The sequence below is a fragment of the Rhodovulum sp. MB263 genome (assembly GCF_002073975.1).
In the GTDB taxonomy this organism is placed as follows: Bacteria; Pseudomonadota; Alphaproteobacteria; order Rhodobacterales; family Rhodobacteraceae; genus Rhodovulum.
The window spans coordinates 3,392,973-3,413,576 of sequence record NZ_CP020384.1; the positions used below are offsets into that span (position 1 = coordinate 3,392,973).

The 20,604-nt window shown below is 66.9% G+C and carries 22 protein-coding genes; 15 read left to right on the forward strand and 7 right to left on the reverse strand.

The genetic code is table 11. The features are described from left to right. Positions 1-3: 3 nt before the first annotated feature. Together B5V46_RS15690 and B5V46_RS15695 are read right to left on the reverse strand one after the other, a co-directional pair. On the reverse strand, positions 4-381 hold the full coding sequence (locus B5V46_RS15690; RefSeq protein WP_155774092.1) for a hypothetical protein: 378 nt from the start codon (positions 379-381) through the stop codon (positions 4-6). A 260-nt stretch (positions 382-641) separates the two neighbouring features. Next, the gene (locus B5V46_RS15695) at positions 642-842 is read right to left on the reverse strand and encodes a PqqD family peptide modification chaperone (protein ID WP_080617469.1); all 201 of its coding nucleotides are present in this window, start codon (positions 840-842) and stop codon (positions 642-644) included. A 165-nt stretch (positions 843-1,007) separates the two neighbouring features. Here B5V46_RS15695 and B5V46_RS15700 point away from each other — a divergent pair, with 165 nt between their 5' ends. Continuing rightward, a complete protein-coding gene (locus B5V46_RS15700) occupies positions 1,008-2,093 on the forward strand; it encodes an AI-2E family transporter (protein ID WP_080617470.1) in 1,086 nt (361 codons plus the stop codon). A gap of 199 nt (positions 2,094-2,292) precedes the next feature. Here the strand turns inward: B5V46_RS15700 and B5V46_RS15705 are convergent, their stop codons facing one another. Continuing rightward, the gene (locus B5V46_RS15705; protein WP_080617471.1) at positions 2,293-3,885 is read right to left on the reverse strand and encodes a phospholipase D family protein; all 1,593 of its coding nucleotides are present in this window, start codon (positions 3,883-3,885) and stop codon (positions 2,293-2,295) included. 31 nt (positions 3,886-3,916) lie between these two features. After that, positions 3,917-4,102 carry a PLDc N-terminal domain-containing protein gene (locus B5V46_RS15710; RefSeq protein ID WP_080617472.1) on the reverse strand — a complete coding sequence of 62 codons (186 nt, stop codon included), beginning with the start codon at positions 4,100-4,102 and terminating at the stop codon, positions 3,917-3,919. 443 nt (positions 4,103-4,545) lie between these two features. Between B5V46_RS15710 and B5V46_RS15715 the strand changes: the two genes are divergently transcribed. Both B5V46_RS15715 and B5V46_RS15720 read left to right on the forward strand, forming a co-directional pair. Further along, complete coding sequence (locus B5V46_RS15715; RefSeq protein ID WP_080617473.1) at positions 4,546-5,403, forward strand: PRC-barrel domain-containing protein; 858 nt, start codon at positions 4,546-4,548, stop codon at positions 5,401-5,403. A 160-nt stretch (positions 5,404-5,563) separates the two neighbouring features. Next, positions 5,564-6,106 (forward strand): hypothetical protein, encoded by a 543-nt coding sequence (locus tag B5V46_RS15720; RefSeq protein WP_080617474.1) that lies wholly within the window; start codon positions 5,564-5,566, stop codon positions 6,104-6,106. Positions 6,107-6,955: 849 nt separating this feature from the next. Here B5V46_RS15720 and B5V46_RS15725 read toward each other — a convergent pair. Then, the gene (locus tag B5V46_RS15725) at positions 6,956-7,681 is read right to left on the reverse strand and encodes a thiamine diphosphokinase (protein ID WP_080617475.1); all 726 of its coding nucleotides are present in this window, start codon (positions 7,679-7,681) and stop codon (positions 6,956-6,958) included. 140 nt (positions 7,682-7,821) lie between these two features. Between B5V46_RS15725 and B5V46_RS15730 the strand changes: the two genes are divergently transcribed. After that, positions 7,822-9,345, forward strand: a complete 1,524-nt coding sequence (locus B5V46_RS15730; protein WP_080617476.1) for a hypothetical protein — start codon at positions 7,822-7,824, stop codon at positions 9,343-9,345. A gap of 19 nt (positions 9,346-9,364) precedes the next feature. On the opposite strand, the gene B5V46_RS15735 is transcribed toward B5V46_RS15730, so the two are convergent. Next, a complete protein-coding gene (locus B5V46_RS15735) occupies positions 9,365-9,607 on the reverse strand; it encodes a DUF2842 domain-containing protein (protein ID WP_080617477.1) in 243 nt (80 codons plus the stop codon). Beyond that, positions 9,607-10,899 carry an adenylosuccinate synthase gene (locus B5V46_RS15740; RefSeq protein ID WP_080617478.1) on the reverse strand — a complete coding sequence of 431 codons (1,293 nt, stop codon included), beginning with the start codon at positions 10,897-10,899 and terminating at the stop codon, positions 9,607-9,609. Before B5V46_RS15740 ends, B5V46_RS15735 begins: the two co-directional genes overlap by 1 nt. A gap of 161 nt (positions 10,900-11,060) precedes the next feature. Here B5V46_RS15740 and B5V46_RS15745 point away from each other — a divergent pair, with 161 nt between their 5' ends. The 11 genes from B5V46_RS15745 to B5V46_RS15795 all read left to right on the forward strand — a co-directional run bounded on the left by B5V46_RS15745 (position 11,061) and on the right by B5V46_RS15795 (position 20,536). After that, positions 11,061-11,459 carry a DUF6524 family protein gene (locus tag B5V46_RS15745; RefSeq protein ID WP_080617479.1) on the forward strand — a complete coding sequence of 133 codons (399 nt, stop codon included), beginning with the start codon at positions 11,061-11,063 and terminating at the stop codon, positions 11,457-11,459. A gap of 153 nt (positions 11,460-11,612) precedes the next feature. Beyond that, positions 11,613-12,032, forward strand: coding sequence for a DUF6524 family protein (locus tag B5V46_RS15750; RefSeq protein ID WP_080617480.1), 420 nt, complete (start codon positions 11,613-11,615; stop codon positions 12,030-12,032). Positions 12,033-12,095: 63 nt separating this feature from the next. Next, positions 12,096-12,470: a preprotein translocase subunit SecG gene (secG, locus tag B5V46_RS15755; RefSeq protein WP_080617481.1), complete on the forward strand. Its 375-nt coding sequence runs from the start codon at positions 12,096-12,098 to the stop codon at positions 12,468-12,470. A gap of 225 nt (positions 12,471-12,695) precedes the next feature. After that, on the forward strand, positions 12,696-14,339 hold the full coding sequence (locus B5V46_RS15760; protein WP_080617482.1) for a CTP synthase: 1,644 nt from the start codon (positions 12,696-12,698) through the stop codon (positions 14,337-14,339). 25 nt (positions 14,340-14,364) lie between these two features. Continuing rightward, entirely contained in the window at positions 14,365-15,156 is a 792-nt protein-coding gene (gene rlmJ / locus B5V46_RS15765; protein ID WP_080617483.1) for a 23S rRNA (adenine(2030)-N(6))-methyltransferase RlmJ, read from the forward strand. 55 nt (positions 15,157-15,211) lie between these two features. After that, positions 15,212-15,658 (forward strand): TerB family tellurite resistance protein, encoded by a 447-nt coding sequence (locus B5V46_RS15770; protein ID WP_080617484.1) that lies wholly within the window; start codon positions 15,212-15,214, stop codon positions 15,656-15,658. A gap of 252 nt (positions 15,659-15,910) precedes the next feature. After that, on the forward strand, positions 15,911-16,687 hold the full coding sequence (locus B5V46_RS15775) for an ABC transporter ATP-binding protein (protein WP_080617485.1): 777 nt from the start codon (positions 15,911-15,913) through the stop codon (positions 16,685-16,687). Between the two features lie 32 nt (positions 16,688-16,719). Then, on the forward strand, positions 16,720-17,439 hold the full coding sequence (locus B5V46_RS15780) for a transporter substrate-binding domain-containing protein (protein ID WP_080617486.1): 720 nt from the start codon (positions 16,720-16,722) through the stop codon (positions 17,437-17,439). Between the two features lie 51 nt (positions 17,440-17,490). Continuing rightward, positions 17,491-18,372 (forward strand): ABC transporter permease, encoded by an 882-nt coding sequence (locus tag B5V46_RS15785; protein WP_080617487.1) that lies wholly within the window; start codon positions 17,491-17,493, stop codon positions 18,370-18,372. After that, the gene (locus tag B5V46_RS15790; protein ID WP_080617488.1) at positions 18,369-19,208 is read left to right on the forward strand and encodes an ABC transporter permease; all 840 of its coding nucleotides are present in this window, start codon (positions 18,369-18,371) and stop codon (positions 19,206-19,208) included. Before B5V46_RS15785 ends, B5V46_RS15790 begins: the two co-directional genes overlap by 4 nt. Beyond that, a complete protein-coding gene (locus B5V46_RS15795) occupies positions 19,205-20,536 on the forward strand; it encodes a glutamine synthetase family protein (RefSeq protein WP_080617489.1) in 1,332 nt (443 codons plus the stop codon). Before B5V46_RS15790 ends, B5V46_RS15795 begins: the two co-directional genes overlap by 4 nt. Positions 20,537-20,604: the final 68 nt, after the last annotated feature.

The window sequence follows — 20,604 nt, forward strand, 5'->3', positions numbered from 1 at the left end:
CTTTCAGGCCGTAGCCGGCTCGGTCAGGACGTCAAGGACCATGCGCTCGGTGAACGGGCGCAGCAACAGGCGGCAGCCCGCGCTCATCACCCGTTCGACATCCTCTCCGAGGGTCAACACCAGACGCGCCCCGAGTTTGCCGAGATTGGTGGCCAGACCGCTTGCCAGGGCCTCGTCGAGGCGAAGCTCCAGAAAGGCTGCATCGACCGATCCGACACCTTCGAGGCCGGAGGCCATTTCATCGACCGAAGAGAAGTGCATCACCCGGCACGGCCCCAAAGTCTCGATCGCCTGGATCAGGTCGGCCGAGATGAGAGCATCCCGTTCGAGCACAACATAGGTCGGGTGCGCTTTCGCGACAGGCATAGCCGCGTGCGACATGTCGGGGGGGTCTCCTTTCCGCAAGATGATCCACAGATCATCATAACAGGAACAAGGCGGCAAGTGCATTAAAGATAACACTACCCACGCCGCCCCCGCGCCTGCGGAGCGCCGCCCCGTTACTCAACGGAAAATTTCATCACCCCATTGGAATCAGAAAAAATATTCCCCGGCATCACCGGAAGGGAAGAATTTCGCACAAAAACGCGCCCCGCCCGAAGCCGGGCGGGGCGTTTCGTTCGGTCTGTCGGGATGCCGCATCAGCGGAACTTCGCCAGAAACTCGTCGACTTCCCGCTCGGCATCCTCGCGAGCCTTGCCGTAACGCTCCTGGATCAGGCCCACCAGCTGTTCCCGGTCCCCTTCGGTCCGGTCAAGATCGTCGTCGGTGAGCGCGCCCCAGGCCTCGCGGGCCCGGCCCTTGATCTGTTTCCATTTGCCTTGGAAGATATCGGTATTCATTTGAACCTCCTTTCCTCTCTGCAATGCCCGGTCAACGTCCGGTACCCGGATTATGTTCCCATGCCTCGTCCCCTCGGCCCGATATTCCGGCGCGGGCATCGGCGTCGGGGCATCGGCGGCGGGCGAACGGGCGGAACCCCGCGCCTTCACAGGCGTTGTGAGCCAATGACCGACCCCACGATCCGCCTCGACCCGATGTCGCGCGTCGCCTTGCTGGTTCTGGCCGGGGTCGCAGGTTTCACCGCTCTCAAGCTTGCCGAGGACATCTTCGCCCCGCTCTGCCTCGCCCTGGTCACGGGGATCATCCTGTCGCCTCTGGCCGACATGCTCGAGCGGCGGCTGCGTCTGCCGCCGATGTCGGTCGCGGCGGCGCTGCCGACGCTGGGCATCCTTGCGGTCGGCGCGCTGGCCTTCGCGGTCGAACCGGTGGTCGGGCGGCTGGTCGACCAGTGGCCCTCGATCCGCTGGGAACTGCGCGGCGTGGTCAACGACTTCCGTGGCTTCGTGCAGAATATCGGACAGGTCGGCGACGAGGTTCAGCGCGCATTGGGCGGCACCGGCAATGGCAATGACGCCGAGGCCGCCGCCCCCTCGATCCCGAGCCTGACCGATGCGCTCTTCGTGGCGCCCCGGGTCGCGGCGCAGCTCCTGATCTTCATCGCGGCCCTGTTCTTCTTCCTCCTGACCCGGGCCGACATCTATGCCTGGGTGGCCGAACATGCCGGTCAGTGGCTGGGACGCGAGACGATCCTGAACCGCATCCGGACTGCCGAACGCCTGGTCGCGCATTATTTCATGACCATTTCGCTGATCAATGCCGGGCTCGGCATCGCTCTTGCCATCGCATTGGGTGTGCTCGGCATGCCCGGCGCCCTCGCCTGGGGGGTGGGGGCGGCATTGCTGAATTTCGTGCTCTATATCGGCCCCGCGACGATGGTGGCAGGGCTTCTTCTGGGCGGGCTGATCGTCTTCGATGGCTGGAGTTCGGTCTTTCCCGCCCTGATCTATCTCGTGCTGAACGGGATCGAATCCCAGGTCGTCACCCCCACCTTCGTCGGCCGCAGGATCGCGGTGAACCCGCTTGCGATCTTCGTCTCGCTGGTCTTCTGGCTGTGGTTCTGGGGACCGCTCGGCGGGGTGATCGCAATCCCGGTTCTGGTGATCGTGCTGGCGATGCTCGACGTCTTCGACGACCCGGCCGTCCCGGCGGACGAGCCGCCCCTCCCGCAGAAACCGGCCGAACCCGGCTGAGTCCCGGCTCAGGCTCCGGCTCCGGCCCCGGCCCCGGCAGGTCCGGGTCGCAGCGCGACGGCAGGCGGGAAAGCTGGTTCCGATCACGCCTCCGATCACGATCGCGGCGCACCGCCCCAGACAATTTGCCCCGGACGATTTCGGTCAGATGATCTCGGGCGGTGCGCCCAGTCAGACGATCTCGGTCGCGCGCCCTCGGTCAGACGATCTCGGGCGGCGCGCCCGGCACCGGCAGGCCCAGCTTGCGCGCGGGATCGGAATCGTAATGCACCAGAAAGCCCTCGCGCCGGTCGGGCTTGCGGCGGCTGTTGAGATCGGCCAGCACCCGCCAGGCCTCGAAGGCGGTCCCGGGATCGAGCGCCGCCGGATCCGGCTGGCCGTCGCCCTCGCGCGGCAGCCAATGCCCCATCACCCGGCGGCGGATCAGCGCGACATGGGCGGGCGCGGTCAGCTCCAGCCCCGCCTCGGTATCCCAGCGCATCGACCGCCCGTTCAGATTGGCCGAAGACAGGATCGCCGCCTGGCCGTCAAAGATCGACACCTTGGAATGGACATAGATGATCGGCGCGTCTTCAAGCTCGGCACGGCCTTCGACCGCCAGCCGCCGCGGCTGAACCGGCGAGAGCACCAGGACCCGGTCGGGACCGAAGGCGTCGTAAAGCAGGCTCAGGCAGCGGCTTTGCAGATGCTCGCCATAGCGCACGTCCAGCCCACTGCTGTTCTCGAAGGCCACATCCTCGGGCGCGGCGGGCAGCACCAGAATGGCGCACAGATCGGGGCAGGCCTCGGCGCGGCGGGCCATGGCCCGGGCCAGAGGCAGATGCCGGAAGAACTGGGTTTCGAGATAGATCAGCCGTTCGGCCGCCCTGATCCGGGACAGATGGGCCCGCTCGATCTCGGTCACCAGGGGCCGCGGCGAGAACCGGAACGGCGCGCGCCGCGCCGGGCGCGACAGGGTCCGCAGAAAGCCGGGCGCGGCCGGTCCCGGGGCCTGCCGTCCGGCCACGATGTCGAGGAAGCCGTCGAGATGCTGTTCGGCCGCACGCACCACCGGCCCCCGCACCATCGCATGCACGTCATGCCAGGTGCGTTCCGGAGCGCGGCAGTGGCGCGCGGTGTCATAGCGGCGTTCGTTGAGATCAAGCCCGCCGACGTAAAGCTGTCGCCCGTCGAAGACCGCCATCTTCTGGTGATGGGTCGCGGGCGTCAGGTCGGGCAGGCCCGGCACCGCCACGATCCGGCCGTCGGGCCGCTCGCGGGTGATCCGCGCGATGCCCGGCGCCTCTTCGAGGAACCGGCGACGCTCGGCCTCGGAGCGGGCATTGAGATCGTCGAGCACGCTGCGCAGCTTGGCATGCGCGCCCGGCCAAAGCGCCAGACGCGCGCCGAGGCCGGCCTGCGCGCTGTGAAGCGCGCTCAGCACCTCCAGCCGGCCGCCCCGTGCGACTTCGCTGGCCGCGATCAGCCTGCGTCGCGCGTTCCAGCACAGCCGGTGCAGATCGGCAGCACCGATCGGATCGAAATCGGCCAGCACGAGGCGGACAGAGACCCCCCGCTCCAGCGTATGGACCATCAGATCGAACCAGTCATCCCCGATCGCGCGCGCCTCGGGCGAGCGCAGCCGGGTCGCAAGATCGAAGATGCGGAAGCTAGCGGAAATGCTGTGACGCGCGTCGAGAAACGCCCGTTCGAGCGCCGGATAGGCCTCGGCCGCGGTCAGCAGAAGCTCAAGCTCCTCGACCGGGCCTGTCGCGGCGGCGCGGGCCGCATCGTTTTCGGGGAACCCATGCATTGTGTCGGTTTCGCGTGGCCTCGTCCCGAGCTCAGCGCGCGGTGGCAGAGCGCGGCCCCGCGATCAGCCAGATGATGAACCCGACCAGCGGCAGGAACAGGACAAGCAGGATCCAGAGCACCTTGTTGCCTGTCGCCGTTCCCGAATTCAGGACCGACACGATGGCCCAGATATCGAGGACGAGGACGATGAGACCGCCGATCCCTGTGACTTCCATGACGGTTGTTCCTTTCTGTTCTGGTCTGACGCTGCGGTTGCCCGAAGCTGCATTGGTCGAGGCGATGTTGACGGACAACGCTCTGCGGGTCGCCGCGGTTCCGCAGTCCTGCTGTGACGCCGGCTTGTTCCGACACCGGCCACGGCCAGGCCCCCCGGACGCTGCCGGAAGGCATATGCCCGCAGCCGGCTCAGGACAGCAACTGGGCGGCAACCGGGCAGCAGCAAGCCGGTAGCAGCAAGCCGGTAGCAGACCAGCGGCAGGACGGCCGTATAAAATCGCATCAATCGGAACCAGCGCACGGGAACGCACAGAGAACAGGCAGGTTCCCGCCGAAATGCGATGTTTTTTTGATCACGAAACGAAACTTCCTGCAGCCGGCCACGTTGGATGTCCATGGAAGCGGAGCCGGCCCGGCACCGCCACATCAAGGAGGTTCAGAGATGAAACGTATTCTTGCGACCACCGCCCTTGCCACTCTCGTGGCCATGCCCGTTCTCGCCCAGAGCCAGGGTGCCGCGTCCGCCCCTGATGTCGAGGTGGCCGGCCAGTCGATGAGCGCCGACACCCTGATCGGCAAGCGTATCTATGTCGCGACCGGCGAGAGCGACGGTCTGTCGATGACCGATCTGACCGATGCGCCCGACAGCTGGGAAGACGTGGGCGAGATCGGCGATGTCTATATCGACGGTACCGGGACGGTGAATGCCGTGATTGCCGATATCGGCGGCTTCCTCGGCATCGGCGAACGCGAGGTCGCGCTGCAGATGGACAGCCTGCAATTCGCGCCGGATGCCGATGACGCGGGCGAATATTTCGTCGTGTTCCAGGGCGATCCGTCGACGCTCGAGGGCAAGGAAGCCTATGACCGCACCGCGATGGATACCGAGGGCGACTTCCTCGGATCGGGCAACCAGCATGCCTCGAGCGAGGGCCGGATCGAACCGGGCGCCGAAGGCACCGACATGGCCGCCGGCGGGGGCATGGATGACGGCATGACATCGGGCACCCCGCTTTCCGAGACCGAACGCGCCGAACTGACTGCCGAAGACCTGCAGGGCCATACCCTGGTCGGCGCCAATGGCGAGCGGATCGGCAAGATCGGCGAGCTGGTGCTGACCGATGACGGTCGCATCGACAAGGTGATCGTCGATGTGGGCGGTTTCCTCGGCATCGGGTCGAAGCAGGTCCAGCTGGCCTATGGCGAACTCAACCTCTCGCGTGACGAGGATGGCGCGCTGAAGGTCTCGACCGTCCAGACCAAGGACACGCTGAAGAGCCTGCCCGAGTGGACGGGCTGATCCTGCGCCACACCCAAGACAGACCTACCGGGGGCCGCCATCGCGCGGCCCCTTTTCCTTGGGTCGGCTTATCGGCCCGGGGGCCGGGCGAGGCAGGTTAGCTTTCTGTTTACCCGGCGCTGTCATGCTCCCGCAGACCCTATTTGAGGAGGCTGCTGCGATGAATATTCATGGCACCAATGCCATCGCCCAACGGATCGCTACCTATTCCCGAGAGGCGGGCCTGGCAGGCGTCGACTCACCCGATTTCGAGAAGGAAGTCGCCGGAACAGGAAACATGGATCCCAAGGCCCCCACGACCGCTCCGCAAGGTCCCGCGGCCATCGCCGATATCTTCGCCCGCCACGACATGACCCGCATCTCGCCACGTGAGGTCGACAGCATGGCGCAGGAGCTTCGCGATGCCGGCTTCGAGGATATCGACTTTCTGCTGGGGCTCGAGATCTATGGCGAGAAATTCCAGTCGCATCTGGTCGAGACCATTCAATCGGCGGGGATCGAGGCCCGCCACCCGGACTATACCCAGCCGATGGACCTGATCGAGGTCAACCGCGACCAGCTTGCCTATGCGCGCCGCTCGGGCGACCCGACCGAATGGCGCGAGGCCTTTCTTGCCAGGCTCGAGGCGTTCCAGGCCACGGCGCATCCCGCCCCGACAGGGCTCTCGACCGCCGAAAGCCTCGTTCTCGCCCGGGCCAGCTGATCCGCCGCATCAAAGTCCGGCGGCACGCCAACAGGGCGCTCTCGGAAAACCGCTCGGCGCCGCAAGATCGGCCGCAGGAACCGAGGCGTCGACCGTATCCCATCCGGCGATCCTCCTGATGACCGGCTCCAACGTCACAGTTGCGCCGTTGGACAGCTTCGACGAGCAGAATCGTCAGAGACGTCCGGTTGACCGGATCGTCGCCGCCCGTTTCGGCCTTCAGCTCCTGTTCCTCCCGTCGCCCGCCCTGACGATGGGCCAGATCGCCCTGCCCGGACGAGGCAGCGTTGGATCTGAGCAGGGCCGGCCCGATCCTCTGCGCAACTGCCGCCTTTTCCACAAGACGCCGCTCACTGAGGCGATCGCGATCATCCCCATCGACCCAGTCACCCTGATCATGCCTGACGCGTTTCCCTCAGGAAAACCCCTCGGCGGGCGCCGGATACGCGCTTCTGCCATCGTGTCTTTTCGGGCGATGCCGCCGATCCGGCCGAGCTTCGCAGCCTTCAGCCCGGCTGCCGGTGGCGTCGGCCTTCTGCCATGCCACCTGTCTGATCCTGACGCGACGGATCGCGCAGAGAAGGCCGCCAGCGCCGTCATGCAGCCAGAGCTGGCGCTCTGCAAAGGATCAGGGTGCCCCGCTTGCCCCGGTCTGGCCACGCGAGGACCGTTCCGATTCTGGCTCACCGGGGTCGTCGGCCCGGCGACGACCGCCTTGCCTCGTCTGACCGGCGCCGGCCGCGGTCATTGCGCCCTTGCAGGACCTCGAGATCGTTGCCGCCATCGCGCCCGGCTATCGGATCCCCGACACCCTGCCCGCTCCCGAGGCCCCGACCGGGAGCGCCATCATCACGGGCGCAGGGCTTCACGTTTTCCCGTGCGAGCCCCGCCCGAACCTGATGCGGCCACCGCCGCCGGCGGCATGAGCGCGGCCACCGCGGCGTCGAAGGCCTCGACAGGCAGGATCACCGCCATGCCCGGCGCCTCCATCCTCAGCCTTACCGGACCCGACACCCGGTTCGAGGTGCCGATCCGGCCGCCGGGCGCGAAATCGAGCCCGTCGATGGGCCAGTGCAGCCCCTCGCTGACGCCCCGCACCGGCCGCATCGGAAACAGCGAGAAGCGCATCCCCTCAGGCAGGTCGAGCGCCAGATCCGGCGGACAGTGAAAGCAGATATCGTCGTCGCCGATCAGCAGACAGCGCCGCTCGGGATTGCGGACCAGCGCGTTCAGCGCCGCCAGGCCGTGATCGAACCGGTCGCCGAGAAAGCCGAGCCCGAGAACCAGCCGCGCCGCGACATGGCGCAGGCATTTCTCGAAATCGGTGCTGTCCTGTTCGGTCACGCGATGCTGGCACTCGGCCGGGATCGCCGCCTGCGCCGCGGCCGAGATCGAGTCGAAATCGCCGATCACCGCCTCGGGCAGACAGCCCGCCGCCAGCGCCGCATCCGCCCCGCCATCGGCGGCCACCAGCGCCGGGGCGATCTCCAGCGCCCGCCGCAACTGTGCCGGATCGACCCTGGCCCCGCCGAGCAGGGTGATTTTGTCGGAATGATGGACGAAATGTGTTGGCATTGAGGCAACCTTGCGGCGGAAATCTGGTGACAGTCCTGTGGATGGCGGAAAAATCTTGAAAATTCCGCTTTTTGTTCATCCTCTGGAACCGCACTATGTAAACATAAGCGCGTCCTGTTCGAGGAGAAAGCGAGTTTCGGATGGCTGGCCCGCCAAAGGTCCTGACGGTGTCCTATGGAACTTTCTCCTGCAAGCTGGAGGGGTTCGAGGATTCCTTCGGCATGATGAAGAAGATCACCGAATATTTCCGCGACCTCGCAGCCGGGGACAGGTATTTCGGAGCCGAGCCGCCCCCGCCCGATGCCGAAACGCTGCAGCGGATCGCCGAAGGCGAGGCCCGCCGCCGGGTCGAGGCCCGGGTCGAGCTTGACGGCGTGCTGCTGCGCTCGGGCGGGTTGGAGGGCAGGATCTCTTCCGCCCCTTCTCCGGCTCCGGGAACGCAGCCCCCGACCGCCAAGGTCCCCCGCAGCGATGAACCCGAATCCGTGGCCGCCAAGCTGGCCCGCATCCGAGCCGCCGTCGAAACCGCCCATGCCGCCGATGCCGAGCTTGCCGATACCGGCTTCGAGGACGAGACCGACAACGCCCCTCCTGGTGGCATGGCGCGCGAACCGCGCCCTCCGGGCAGCCCGCCGGAGCGGCGGATAGCCATGACCGGCCCCCCGGCCCCTGAAACGGCCGCAACACCTTCTTCCGACGACCGGGACAGCCCGGATCCGGCGGCCGAAGCCGAGCCGACGCCCGCCCCTCCCCCCGGGATGGCCCGCGCCCGGGTCCTGAAGCTCCGTCGCGACGATCTGAGCCAGACCTGGCCTCCCGACGAGGATGCGGGCCCGACGCCTGCATCCGGCGCCGCGCCGCGACCTTCCGACATCGACCAGGTCCGGGCGCCGGCCCACGATCCCGCACCGGCCCCGGCGCGGGCGGCGGACCGCCGTCGCTCGGCCGATCTTGCCGATCACGAGCTCGCCTTGCAGCGGCTTCTGGACGAGACCAACTCCAAGCTGGCCGGCGCCGAACAACGGCGGCGTCAGGCCTCTATCGCGCATCTGAAGGCAGCCGTCGCGGCCACCGTCGCCGAACGCCGGCTCGACACACGGCACCGCGGCGACGATGACAGCCATATGCGCCCCTATCGCCAGGCTCTGGCCGAGGTCGTGCGCGGCGCCCGCAAGACGCCACAGGCGGGCGATGGCAACCGACTGGCGCCGCTGATCCTGGTCACCGAACAGCGGATCGACCGGGCCACACCGGACGCCGAAGCCAACGCCCCGACCGGGCAGAGGACCGGCCCCGCGGGCGAGAAGGACGGGACAGGGCCCGAGGCTCTGCGGCTCGATGCGCCGATCCTGCCCCTGACAGAGGCCCGGCTCAGGGGCTTTGCCGCCGCCACCGCCGGTCACGACCCCGCCGATCTGACGGGGCTCCTGGCCCAGGCCGCCGCCTATCTGACCGGGCAGGAAGGTGCGATGCTGTTCACCCGACCCCAGGTCATCGAACTGGCGCGGAGCGTTGCCGGTGACGATTTCGAGCGTGAGGACATGCTGCGCGCCTTCGGGCGGCATCTTCGCGAGGGGCGGTTCCGGCGGATCCGGCGCGGCCAGTTCGGGCTGGACGAGACCGCGGTCCCACCGCAGGCGGCGGGGGCCGACCGCATCGCCTGAGCGGTCGGCCCCCGCGAGATCAGTCGCGTTCGGCCCGGTCGTCTTCTTTCGCCTCGGGATCGGGCTGGCCTATCCCGCGGAAGACAAAGCGGAAGGGCAGCGCCCAGACGATGCCGAGCGCCACATAGACCAGAAGCTCGACCAGGAAGGACGGGCGGCCAAGAGCGTTCATCACGCTCACGGCCACCACGATATAGGCCGGCAACCCGATCAGCAGGATCACCAGCGACCAGCGGCGGCGGGCTTTCCAGGACAGCGCCATCAGTCAGCGAAGGGGTCGGTGACGAGGATGGTGTCGTCGCGCTCGGGCGAGGTCGACAGAAGCGCCACCGGACAGTCGATCAGCTCTTCGACCCGGCGCACATACTTGATGGCGTTGGCGGGCAGATCGGCCCAGCTGCGCGCGCCTTCGGTCGATTCCTGCCAGCCCGGCAGTTCCTCGTAGACCGGCGTGCAGCGTGCCTGCTGATCGGCGGCGGTGGGCAGATGGTCGAGCCGATCGCCGTCAAGCTCGTAGCCGACGCAGACCTTCAGGGTCTCGAACCCGTCCAGAACGTCAAGCTTCGTCAGCGCGATGCCGTTCATGCCAGAGGTGGCGCAGGTCTGGCGCACCAGCACCGCGTCGAACCAGCCGCAGCGGCGCTTGCGCCCGGTGACGGTGCCGAATTCGCGGCCCCGGGTGCCCAGACGTTCGCCATCATCATCGTCCAGCTCGGTCGGGAACGGCCCCTCGCCCACACGGGTGGTATAGGCCTTGACGATGCCCAGCACGAAATCGATCGATCCCGGGCCGATGCCGGTGCCGGTCGCGGCCTGACCGGCGATGGTGTTCGACGAGGTGACGAAGGGATAGGTGCCGAAATCGATGTCCAGAAGCGCACCCTGCGCCCCCTCGAACAGGATCCGGTTACCGGCCCGGCGCTTCTCGTTCAGCACCTTCCAGACCGGCGCCGCGTATTTCAGGATCTCGGGCGCGATCTCGCGCAGGCTCGCCAGCAGCGCGTCGCGGTCGATCTCGGGCAGGCCCAGCCCGCTGCGCAGCGCGTTGTGATGCACCAGCGCCCGGTCGACGCGAAGCTCGAGCGTCGCATCATCGGCCAGATCGGCGACCCGGATCACCCGGCGGCCGACCTTGTCCTCGTAGCAGGGGCCGATGCCGCGACCGGTGGTGCCGATCTTGGCCATCGAGTTCTGGCCCTCGCGGGCCCGGTCGAGCTCGCCATGGAAGGGCAGGATCAGCGGCGTGTTCTCGGCGATCATCAGCGTCTCGGGCGTCACCTCGACCCCCTGGCCGCGGATGGTCTCGATTTCCTTCACCAGATGCCACGGGTCGAGCACGACACCGTTGCCGATCACGCTGAGCTTGCCGCCCCGGACCACACCCGAAGGCAGCGCGTTCAGCTTGTAGATGGTGCCGTCAATGACCAGGGTATGGCCCGCATTGTGCCCGCCCTGGAAGCGCGCGACCACATCGGCACGCTCGGACAGCCAGTCCACGATCTTGCCTTTTCCCTCGTCGCCCCACTGGGCGCCAACGACAACGACATTGGCCACGGCCAATTCCTTTCAAGCTGCTGCAATGCAAACCCGCGCAGGTATAAACCCCTCAGACGACGAGGCAAGGCGAAATCTGGGCAAATTCCGGACGACAGCGCCGCGCAAGCCGCTAGACTCGGGCGAAGACGCTTGAAAGATGACTGAACGGAGAGCCCGAAATGGCCGCATTGTTTCTTCGCTGGCTGGTCGCCTTCCTGCTGCTGGCCCTGACCTATAACCCCACCTCCTGGAATTATGTCCGCTGGGCGATGGCGGGCTGGGACACGCAGACGCCGATGGTGTTGCTGGCGGGCCTGGTGCTGTTCACCGGCTACGTGATCTACCTGCGCGCCACGCTGCGCTCGATCGGGCCGTTCGGCATGGTCCTGGTGACGGCGCTGGTCGGGGCGCTGATCTGGGTGCTGGTCGACTGGAAGGTGCTCCGGCTCGACAATCCGGGTCTGAACACCTGGATCGCACTGCTGGCGCTGTCCTTCATCCTCGGGGTCGGACTGGCCTGGAGCATCCTGCGCCGGCGGCTGTCGGGGCAGGCCGATATCGACGATGTCGACGAATGACGCCGCTGCGCGACCCGGCGTCGCACTGGCTTGACGACCACCGGGACGCCCTAACCCTGCGACGATGAGGCCGCCCGAAAGTCGTCCCAACCACCGGTGGCCGCGTTACACTCCCGTCGAGTCGGCATATCAAATAATCACGGAGGAACATGAATGTCCGGATTCCTGCTTCGCTGGCTGGTCGCCTTCCTGCTGCTCGCCGCCACCTACAATCCGACCGACTATAACTACATCGCCTGGGCCCAGGCCAATTTCGCCACCGGCAAGCCTCTGGTCATCGGTCTCGGCGTGATGCTGGCGCTGGCGCTGCTGGTCTATGTCGTCGCCGCGGTGCGCACCTTGGGCCTGCTCGGGCTCTTCCTTCTGGTCGTCATCCTGGGGCTGCTGGGCTACATCCTGGTCGGAAACGAAACACTGAAACCGGAGCTGAACAGCTTCAACATCTGGGGCGGCGCGATCCTGCTGTCGCTGATCCTCGGCGCGACCATGAGCTGGCGCTCGCCCAGCAAGATCAGGGCGCAGGCCAAGAAGGCGCAGAAGACCCGTTCGGCCGCCAAGCCCGCCAACGCCTGAGGGGTTGCGGGAGCGGCCCGTTCGGCATAGGTACGCGCCAAGTTCAAGCCGGGGCCGCTCCATATGGAAAACGTCATCCTCATCGTTCACCTGATCCTCGCCGTCTGCCTCATCGGGATTGTCCTGCTGCAGCGCAATGAAGGCGGCGGGCTCGGCATGGGTGGGGGCGGCACCATCACCGGACGCGCCCCGACCACGCCGCTGGGCAAGCTGACCTGGTTTTTCGCGATCTGCTTCATCGGCAGTTCCATCGCGCTGACCATCATCGCCGCGGAGAATGCCGCCGGAACCTCGGTCATCGACCGGCTGGGAGGCACCACGCCCGCGGCCGGGCAGGAGGCCACCCCTGACGAGGCCCCCGCGGCCGAGCCGGACCTGCTGCCGCCCGCCCCGGTCGTTCCCGGCGACACGCCCGCCGCCCCGCCGCGCGCCGACTGATCCACTGCCCCGCCTAATCCGCCGCAGGGCCCGCCCGGTCGGGCTGCTGCGGCTTTTGACAATACCACCACAACAAATTGATTCGGGTGCCAGACACCCCCCAGCATCTTGCGGTCCGGTTGCGGTTCCGTCGCGAATCCGCTATAGTCCAAGTCCCGTGATGCTGCGGACAAGCCGCACCGAATCCAGCAGGCATCGAGCACTAGTCACGGGAGACTCCAGCACATGGCACGCTTCATTTTCATCACTGGCGGGGTTGTGTCGTCGCTGGGCAAGGGCCTGGCTTCGGCCGCGCTCGGCGCGCTTCTGCAGGCCCGCGGCTTCACCGTCCGCCTGCGCAAGCTCGACCCCTATCTGAACGTCGATCCGGGCACGATGAGCCCGTTCGAGCATGGCGAGGTCTTCGTCACCGATGACGGCGCCGAGACCGATCTGGACCTCGGCCATTACGAGCGCTTCACCGGCGTGGCCGCGCGGGCGACGGATTCGATTTCCTCGGGGCGGATCTATTCCAACGTGCTCGAACGCGAGCGCCGCGGCGACTATCTCGGCAAGACCATCCAGGTCATTCCGCACGTGACCAACGAGATCAAGGATTTCATCGCCACCGGCGAGGACGAGGTCGATTTCATGCTCTGCGAGATCGGCGGCACGGTCGGCGATATCGAGGGGCTGCCCTTCTTCGAGGCGATCCGCCAGTTCAGCCAGGACAAGCCGCGCGGCCAGTGCATCTTCATGCATCTGACGCTTCTGCCCTATATCAAGGCATCGGGCGAGCTGAAGACCAAGCCCACCCAGCACTCGGTCAAGGAGCTGCGCTCGATCGGCATCGCCCCCGACGTGCTGGTCTGCCGCTCGGAAGGGCCGATCCCGGCCAAGGAACGCGAAAAGCTGGCGCTGTTCTGCAATGTCCGCCCCGACAGCGTGATCGCGGCGCAGGACCTGAAGTCGATCTACGAGGCGCCGCTGGCCTATCACCGCGAGGGGCTCGACCAGGCGGTGCTGGACGCGTTCCAGATCAACCCGGCGCCGAAGCCCGACCTGTCCAAATGGGAAGACGTGTCCGACCGGGTCTTCAATGCCGAGGGCGAGGTGCGCGTGGCCATCGTCGGCAAGTATACCCAGCTCGAGGACGCCTACAAATCCATCGCCGAGGCGCTGACCCATGGCGGCATGGCGAACCGGGTCAGGGTCAAGGCCGAATGGATCGATGCCGAGATCTTCGAACGCGAGGACCCGGCGCCCTGGCTGGAAGGTTTCCATGCGATCCTGGTGCCCGGCGGCTTCGGCGAGCGCGGCACCGAGGGCAAGATGAAGGCCGCCCAGTTCGCCCGCACCCGCGGCGTGCCCTATCTGGGGATCTGCCTCGGGATGCAGATGGCGGTGATCGAGGCGGCGCGCAACGTCGCCGAGCTGTCCGATGCCGGGTCCGAGGAATTCGACCACGAGGCCGGCAAGAAGCGCTTCACCCCCGTCGTCTATCACCTCAAGGAATGGGTGCAGGGCAATGCGATGGTCAAGCGCAAGATCGGCGACGACAAGGGTGGCACCATGCGTCTGGGCAGCTATACCGCGCATCTGCTGAAGGACTCGAAAGTGGCCCGGATCTACGGCTCGACCGTGATCGAGGAACGTCACCGACACCGCTACGAGGTCGACATCAAGTACCGCAAGCAGCTCGAGACCTGCGGCATGGTGTTTTCGGGCATGTCCCCCGACGGCCGCCTGCCCGAGATCGTCGAGTGGAAGGACCATCCCTGGTTCATCGGCGTGCAGTTCCACCCCGAGCTGAAATCGAAGCCCTTCGCGCCGCATCCTCTGTTTGCCGATTTCGTGCGCGCGGCGGTCGAGGTCTCGCGGCTGGTCTGAGGACCGCGCGCGGGACCGTCACGCCATGCTCTCCTATCAGCACATTTACCATGCGGGAAATCTCGCCGACGTGCACAAGCATGCGCTGCTTTGCGCGATGCTCGACTACCTGACCCGCAAGGACAAGCCGCTGAGCTATATCGAGACCCATGCGGGCCGGGGCCTCTACGATCTGGCCGCGCCCGAGGCGGTCCGGACCGGCGAGGCGGCGGCGGGGATCGGGACGATGGAAGAGCGGCTGGCCGGGGATCATCCCTACCGGCGGCGGCTGGCCGAGGCGCGCGCCCGCTTCGGCGCCGGGGCCTATCCCGGCTCGCCACTGCTGGCGGCGCTGTCGCTCCGGCCCGGCGACGCGCTCCATCTGGCCGAGCTGCACCCGCAGGAGCGCGCCGCGCTGGAAACGGCGATGGCCCCCTTCGGCGCGCATGTGATGGCCGAGGACGGGTTTCAGGCAGCACAGGCCCTGACCCCGCCCATGCCCCGGCGCGGGCTGATGCTGATCGATCCGAGCTATGAGGTGAAGGCCGATTACGCCGCCATCCCCCGGCACATGGCTGCGCTGCACCGCAAATGGAATGTGGGCACGCTGGTTCTGTGGTATCCGCTTCTGCCCGCCGCCCCGCATCGGCCGATGCTCGCGGCGTTGCGCGCGGCCTTTCCCGGGGCGCTTTGCCACGAGGTCCGGTTCCCGCCCGCGCGCGAGGGTCACGGGCTGATCGGCTCGGGGCTTTTCATCGTCAACCCGCCCTGGGGGCTCGAGGCCGAAGCGGCCGCCCTCGGGCGGCTTTTCGGCACCGCCCCCGGTCGCGCCGGGTAAGGATGGCGCGCAAACGGGCTTTTCCGGCGCCCGGGGGCGGACTATATCAGCGCCCATGTTCGCAGAGTTCCTCAATCGCCTGATCGGCCCCGACCCAGAACAGCTGGATAATCCCGATGCGCGGCTGGCGCTTGCGGCGCTGCTGGTCCGGGTCGCCCGGACCGATGGCGATTATGCCAGCGAGGAAGCCCAGCGGATCTCGCGCATCCTCTCCGCCCGTTACGGCCTCAGCCCGGCACAGGCGCTCGAGCTGCGCGACCGGGCCGAGACGCTGGAGGCGCAGGCGCCCGATACCGTGCGCTTCACCCGCGCGATCAAGGATGCCGTGCCCTATGAGGATCGCGAGGGGGTGGTCGAGGCGTTGTGGGAGGTGGTGCTGGTCGACGGCATCCGCGACGAGGAAGAGGACGGGCTGCTTCGACTTGTCGCAAACCTGCTCGGCGTCAACGACCGCGACAGCGCGCTGGCCCGGCAGCGGGCAGAGGCACGGCTGGCCGGCTGAGGCCGCCCCTTCCGGAAACCGCCCGGGAACCGGAACCTTCATAAGAACAGATCCCATTTCTCGCCGCATAGGCGGATCGGCGCCCCCGGGCTCTGCCCGCAGCGGATCGGGGGTGCCGCGCTCGGGGATGCGCGACCTCGGGCCACGCTCAAATCCTGGGCGTCCGCCTATCAGGACACCGGTTCCCCGTTGCATTCAGGCGCGAATTGCGTCCTACTTCGGGCCCGAACAATAACTTGCCCCGGTTTTCGCGTGACAGACCCAACACCGCCCGTTCTCGACATTCGCAACCTGCACAAGAGCTATGGCGACCTTGAGGTGTTGAAGGGCGTCTCGATTTCTGCGCCGAAAGGCCATGTCGTGTCGCTGATCGGCTCGTCCGGATCGGGCAAATCCACCCTGCTACGCTGTGCCAACCTGCTCGAGGACAGCCAGCAGGGCGAGATCCTGTTCGAGGGCGAACCGGTCAAATGGCGCGGCCAGGGCCGCGGTCGCCATCCCTCCGACCGCCGTCAGGTGATCCGCATCCGCACCAACCTGTCGATGGTGTTCCAGCAGTTCAATCTCTGGGCCCATATGACGATCCTGCAAAACGTGATGGAGGCGCCCGTCACCGTGCTGGGCGAGGACCGGACCGTGGTCGAGGACCGCGCCCGGGCGCTGCTCGACAAGGTCGGCATCGGCGACAAATGCAGCGCCTATCCGGCCCAGCTTTCGGGCGGCCAGCAGCAGCGCGCCGCCATCGCCCGGGCGCTGGCGATGCAGCCGCGCGCGCTGCTGTTCGACGAGCCGACCTCGGCGCTCGATCCCGAATTGCAGCAGGAGGTGGTCAAGGTCATCAAGGTGCTGGCCGAGGAAGGCCGGACGATGATGCTGGTGACCCATGACATGCGGCTGGCCGCCGATGTCTCGGACCATGTCGTGTTCCTGCATCAGGGGCTGATCGAAGAGCAGGGCCCGCCCGGGCAGGTCTTCGGCGCGCCCGCCTCCGAGCGCCTGCAACAGTTTCTCAGCGCAACGGCCGCGTAAACGGCCATAAAAGACAACATGGGAGAATTCCGATGAAAAAGCTGATCCTTGGCGCCGCCGCCCTCGCGCTTTCGGCCGGCATGGCGCTGGCGCAGGACGTGGTGCGTCTGGCCACCGAGGGCGCCTACCCGCCCTACAACTTCATCAATGACGCAGGCGAGGTCGACGGGTTCGAGCGCGAGCTTGGCGACGAGCTCTGCAAGCGCGCCGAGCTGAACTGCACCTGGGTCACCAATGACTGGGATTCGATCATCCCGAACCTCGTCTCGGGCAATTACGACGCCATCCTCGCCGCCATGAGCATCAGCCCCGAACGCCAGGAAGTCGTCGCCTTCACCCAGCCCTACACGCCCCCCTCGCTGTCCGCCTATGCCGCGCTGAGCGATGACGTCGACCTGGAAAACAGCGTGATCTCGGCCCAGACCGGCACGATCCAGGCCAATCATGTGGTCGATACCGGTGCCACGCTGCTGGAATATCCGACCGCCGACGAATGCGTCGACGCCGTGCGCAATGGCGAGGCCGATGCGGTGCTGGCCGACAAGGACGTCCTGGTGCCGATCGTGAATGAGGGCGAGCTGATGTTCGTTGGCAAGGACACCGCGCTGAGCAACGGCATCGGCATGGCCTTCCGCAAGTCCGATCCCGCGCTGAAGGACAAGTTCGACACCGCGGTCCAGTCGATGAAGGACGACGGCACCCTGAATGAGCTCATCATCAAATGGATGGGCGAAGATTCGCCCCGCTGGTAACAAGACAGGTGCGGGCGGGGCGACCGGTTCGCCCTGCCCGGTTTTTCCCCCATGTTCGCATCCTGCGCCGATCCCTCCACCCTCGAAGGTCTGAACTGGCTTGCCTGCTACCTGACCAGCGGCAAGCACATGGCGTTCTACCAGTCCTTCCTGGTCGTGCTTGCCTTGCTGGCGGTGACCGCCCCGGCAGCGCTTCTGTTCGGCTTCGGCGGCGCCATGGCGGCGCGCTCGCGGATCTGGCCGCTGCGGATCCTGGGCCGCATCTATACGGCGATGGTCCGCGGCGTCCCCGATATCGTCTTCTTCCTGTTCGTGCCGGTCGCGATGGATCAGGGCTTCGAATGGCTCCGGCACAAGGTCAAGTGCCCCGACTGGACCGAGCCGGTCCGGCAGGGCAGCGATTTCGTGGTCTGCCCGGTGGCCAAGCTGCCGCTGTCGACCAGCCCGCAATGGGTACATGAAACCTACGGCTTCGCGCTGGCGGTGCTGGCCTTCGCCGTGGTCTTCGGCGCCTTCGCGGCCAATGTGCTTTACGGCGCGATGCGCGCGGTGCCGCGCGCCCAGATCGAGACCGCCGAGGCCTATGGCATGACAAGCCGCCAGTCCTTCTGGCGGGTGCTGGTGCCGCAGATGTGGATCTATGCGCTGCCGGGCCTGTCGAACCTGTGGATGATCCTGATCAAGGCCACGCCGCTTCTGTTCCTGCTGGGCGTGCAGGACATCGTCTACTGGGCGCGCGAGCTGGGCGGCACCAAGACCTCGATCTTCGCCTATCCGCATCCCGACTGGCGGCTCTACTACTTCCTCGGCCTGCTCATTTTCTATCTGTTGCTGACGCGGGTCTCCGAGGCGGTGCTGACCCGGCTGACGGCACGGCTTTCGCATGGCCAGGCGACGCTGGCGGGCGAAGCCCAGCGAAAGGCCGCGCAATGAGCTGCGTGCAGACATTCCATGATTACGCCTTCCGCTCGCTCGGCTATGGCGAGCGGCTGCTGCCGCGCTCGGATTTCACGCTGTGCGAGCAATTCACCCTGATCGGCTCGGGGCTGGTCTGGAACATCTATTTCGGGGCGCTCGCGCTGTTCTTCGGCTTCTTCCTCGCGACCGCGGTCGCGGTGGCGCGCGACAGTCGCTTTCTGGCCGTCCGCAAGCCTGCCGAATGGTTCATCTTCGTGTTTCGCGGCTCGCCGCTCTTCATCCAGTTCTTCCTCGCCTACCAGGCCTTCGTGCTGCTGCCCAGAAACGGGATCGAGCTGAACCTGATCTTCACCGAGATCACCGCCGAGACGGGCTGGCTGACACGGGCCTGGGCGGGGGCGCTGATCGTGCTGTTCCTGAACACCGCCGCCTATTCCGGCGAGATCTTCTACGGCGCGCTCCGCTCGGTGCCGAAGGGCGATCTCGAAGCCGCCGACGCCTATGGCATGGCGGGCTGGAAAAGATTCCGGCGGATCGTCTGGCCCACGATGTTGCGGCTGGCCTGGCCCGCCTATACCAACGAGGCGATCTTTCTCTTCCACGCCACGACGCTGGTTTACTTTTCCGGCTTTCCGGCCTGGCAGCAGAAGGGCGACGCGCTTTACTATGCCAATTACTTCGCCGACAAGACCTTCAACCCCTTCATCCCCTATCCCATCGTGGCCTTCTATTTCATCCTCGTGACCCTTGCGATCATCGGCCTGTTCGGGCTGATCAACCGCCATTTGAACCGCCACATGCCGCCCGAAACCCGGCCGCGCCTGAGGATCCGCCCGCAGGTCATAAGATGAGCGCCTGGCTTCGCGACAATCCCGAGATCCGGACCATCCGGATGGCCGCCTGCGACCTGAACGGACAGGCGCGCGGCAAGCGCGTGCCCTCGCGCTTTGCCGGCAAGATCGAGGAAGAGGGCACCCGGTTTCCGCTCTCGGTGCTGAATCTCGACATCTGGGGCGAGGATATCGAGGGCAGCCCGCTCGTCTTCGAGACCGGCGATGCCGACGGCGTGCTGCGCCCGACCGGGCGCGGCTTCGTGCCGATGCCCTGGCTCGATGCGCCGACCGCACTTCTGCCCCTGTGGATGTTCGACGAACGGGGCCGCCCCTTCGAGGGCTGCCCGCGCCATGCTCTGGCGGTGGTGCTCGAGGAATATGACAAGCGCGGCTGGGCGCCGCAGGTCGCGACCGAGCTTGAATTCTACCTGATCGACGACAGCGCCGCGGTGCTGCACCCGCCGCGCTCGCCGCGCTCGGGCAAGCGCCGCGAGGCGGGCGAGATCCTGAGCCTGCGCACGCTCGACGCCTTCGACGCCTTCTTCACCGATCTCTACGACGCCTGCGAGGCGATGGACATTCCCGCCGATGCCGCGATCTCGGAGGCCGGGACCGGGCAGTTCGAGATCAACATGATGCACGGCCCCGCGATGAAGGCCGCCGACGATGCCTGGCTGTTCAAGCTTCTGGTGCGCGGCATGGCGCGGCGCCACGGCTTCGCCGCCAGCTTCATGGCCAAGCCCTATGCCGACGATGTCGGCAACGGAATGCACACCCATTTCTCGGTGCTGGATGCGCAGGGCCACAACATCTTCGACGATGCCAGCCCCGAGGGCTCGGGCTTCCTGCGCCAGGCGGTGGCGGGCTGTCTGGCCGCCCTGCCCGACATGACGCTGGTGCTCGCACCCCATGCCAACAGCTATACCCGGCTGGTGCCCGGCAACCATGCCCCCACCGGCATCTGCTGGGCGCATGAGAACCGCACCGCCGCCATCCGCATTCCCGGCGGCAGCCCCCGCGCCCGCCGGATCGAGCACCGCGTCGCGGGCGGCGACATCAACCCCTATCTGATGATCGCGGCGATCCTCGGTGCGGCGCTGCAAGGGGTCGAGGAACAACTGGTGCCGCCGCCGCCCATCACCGGCAATGCCTATGAGCTCGACCTGCCGCAAATCCCGACCTGCTGGCAAAGCGCCATCGACTCCTTCGAGCAGAGCCCGCGCATGGCCCGGATCTTCCGGCGCGGCCTGATCCGCAACCTCACGATGACCAAGCGGCAGGAAGCGCGCCGCATCGCGGATCTCGACGAGGAGGCGCAGATGGCGCTGTATCTCGACACGGTCTGAGGCGCCGTCCCCGGAGGCGCTGCGCGGGGGCTTGCCCGACTGCCGCCCCAGGATTAGGTTGGGCGCAC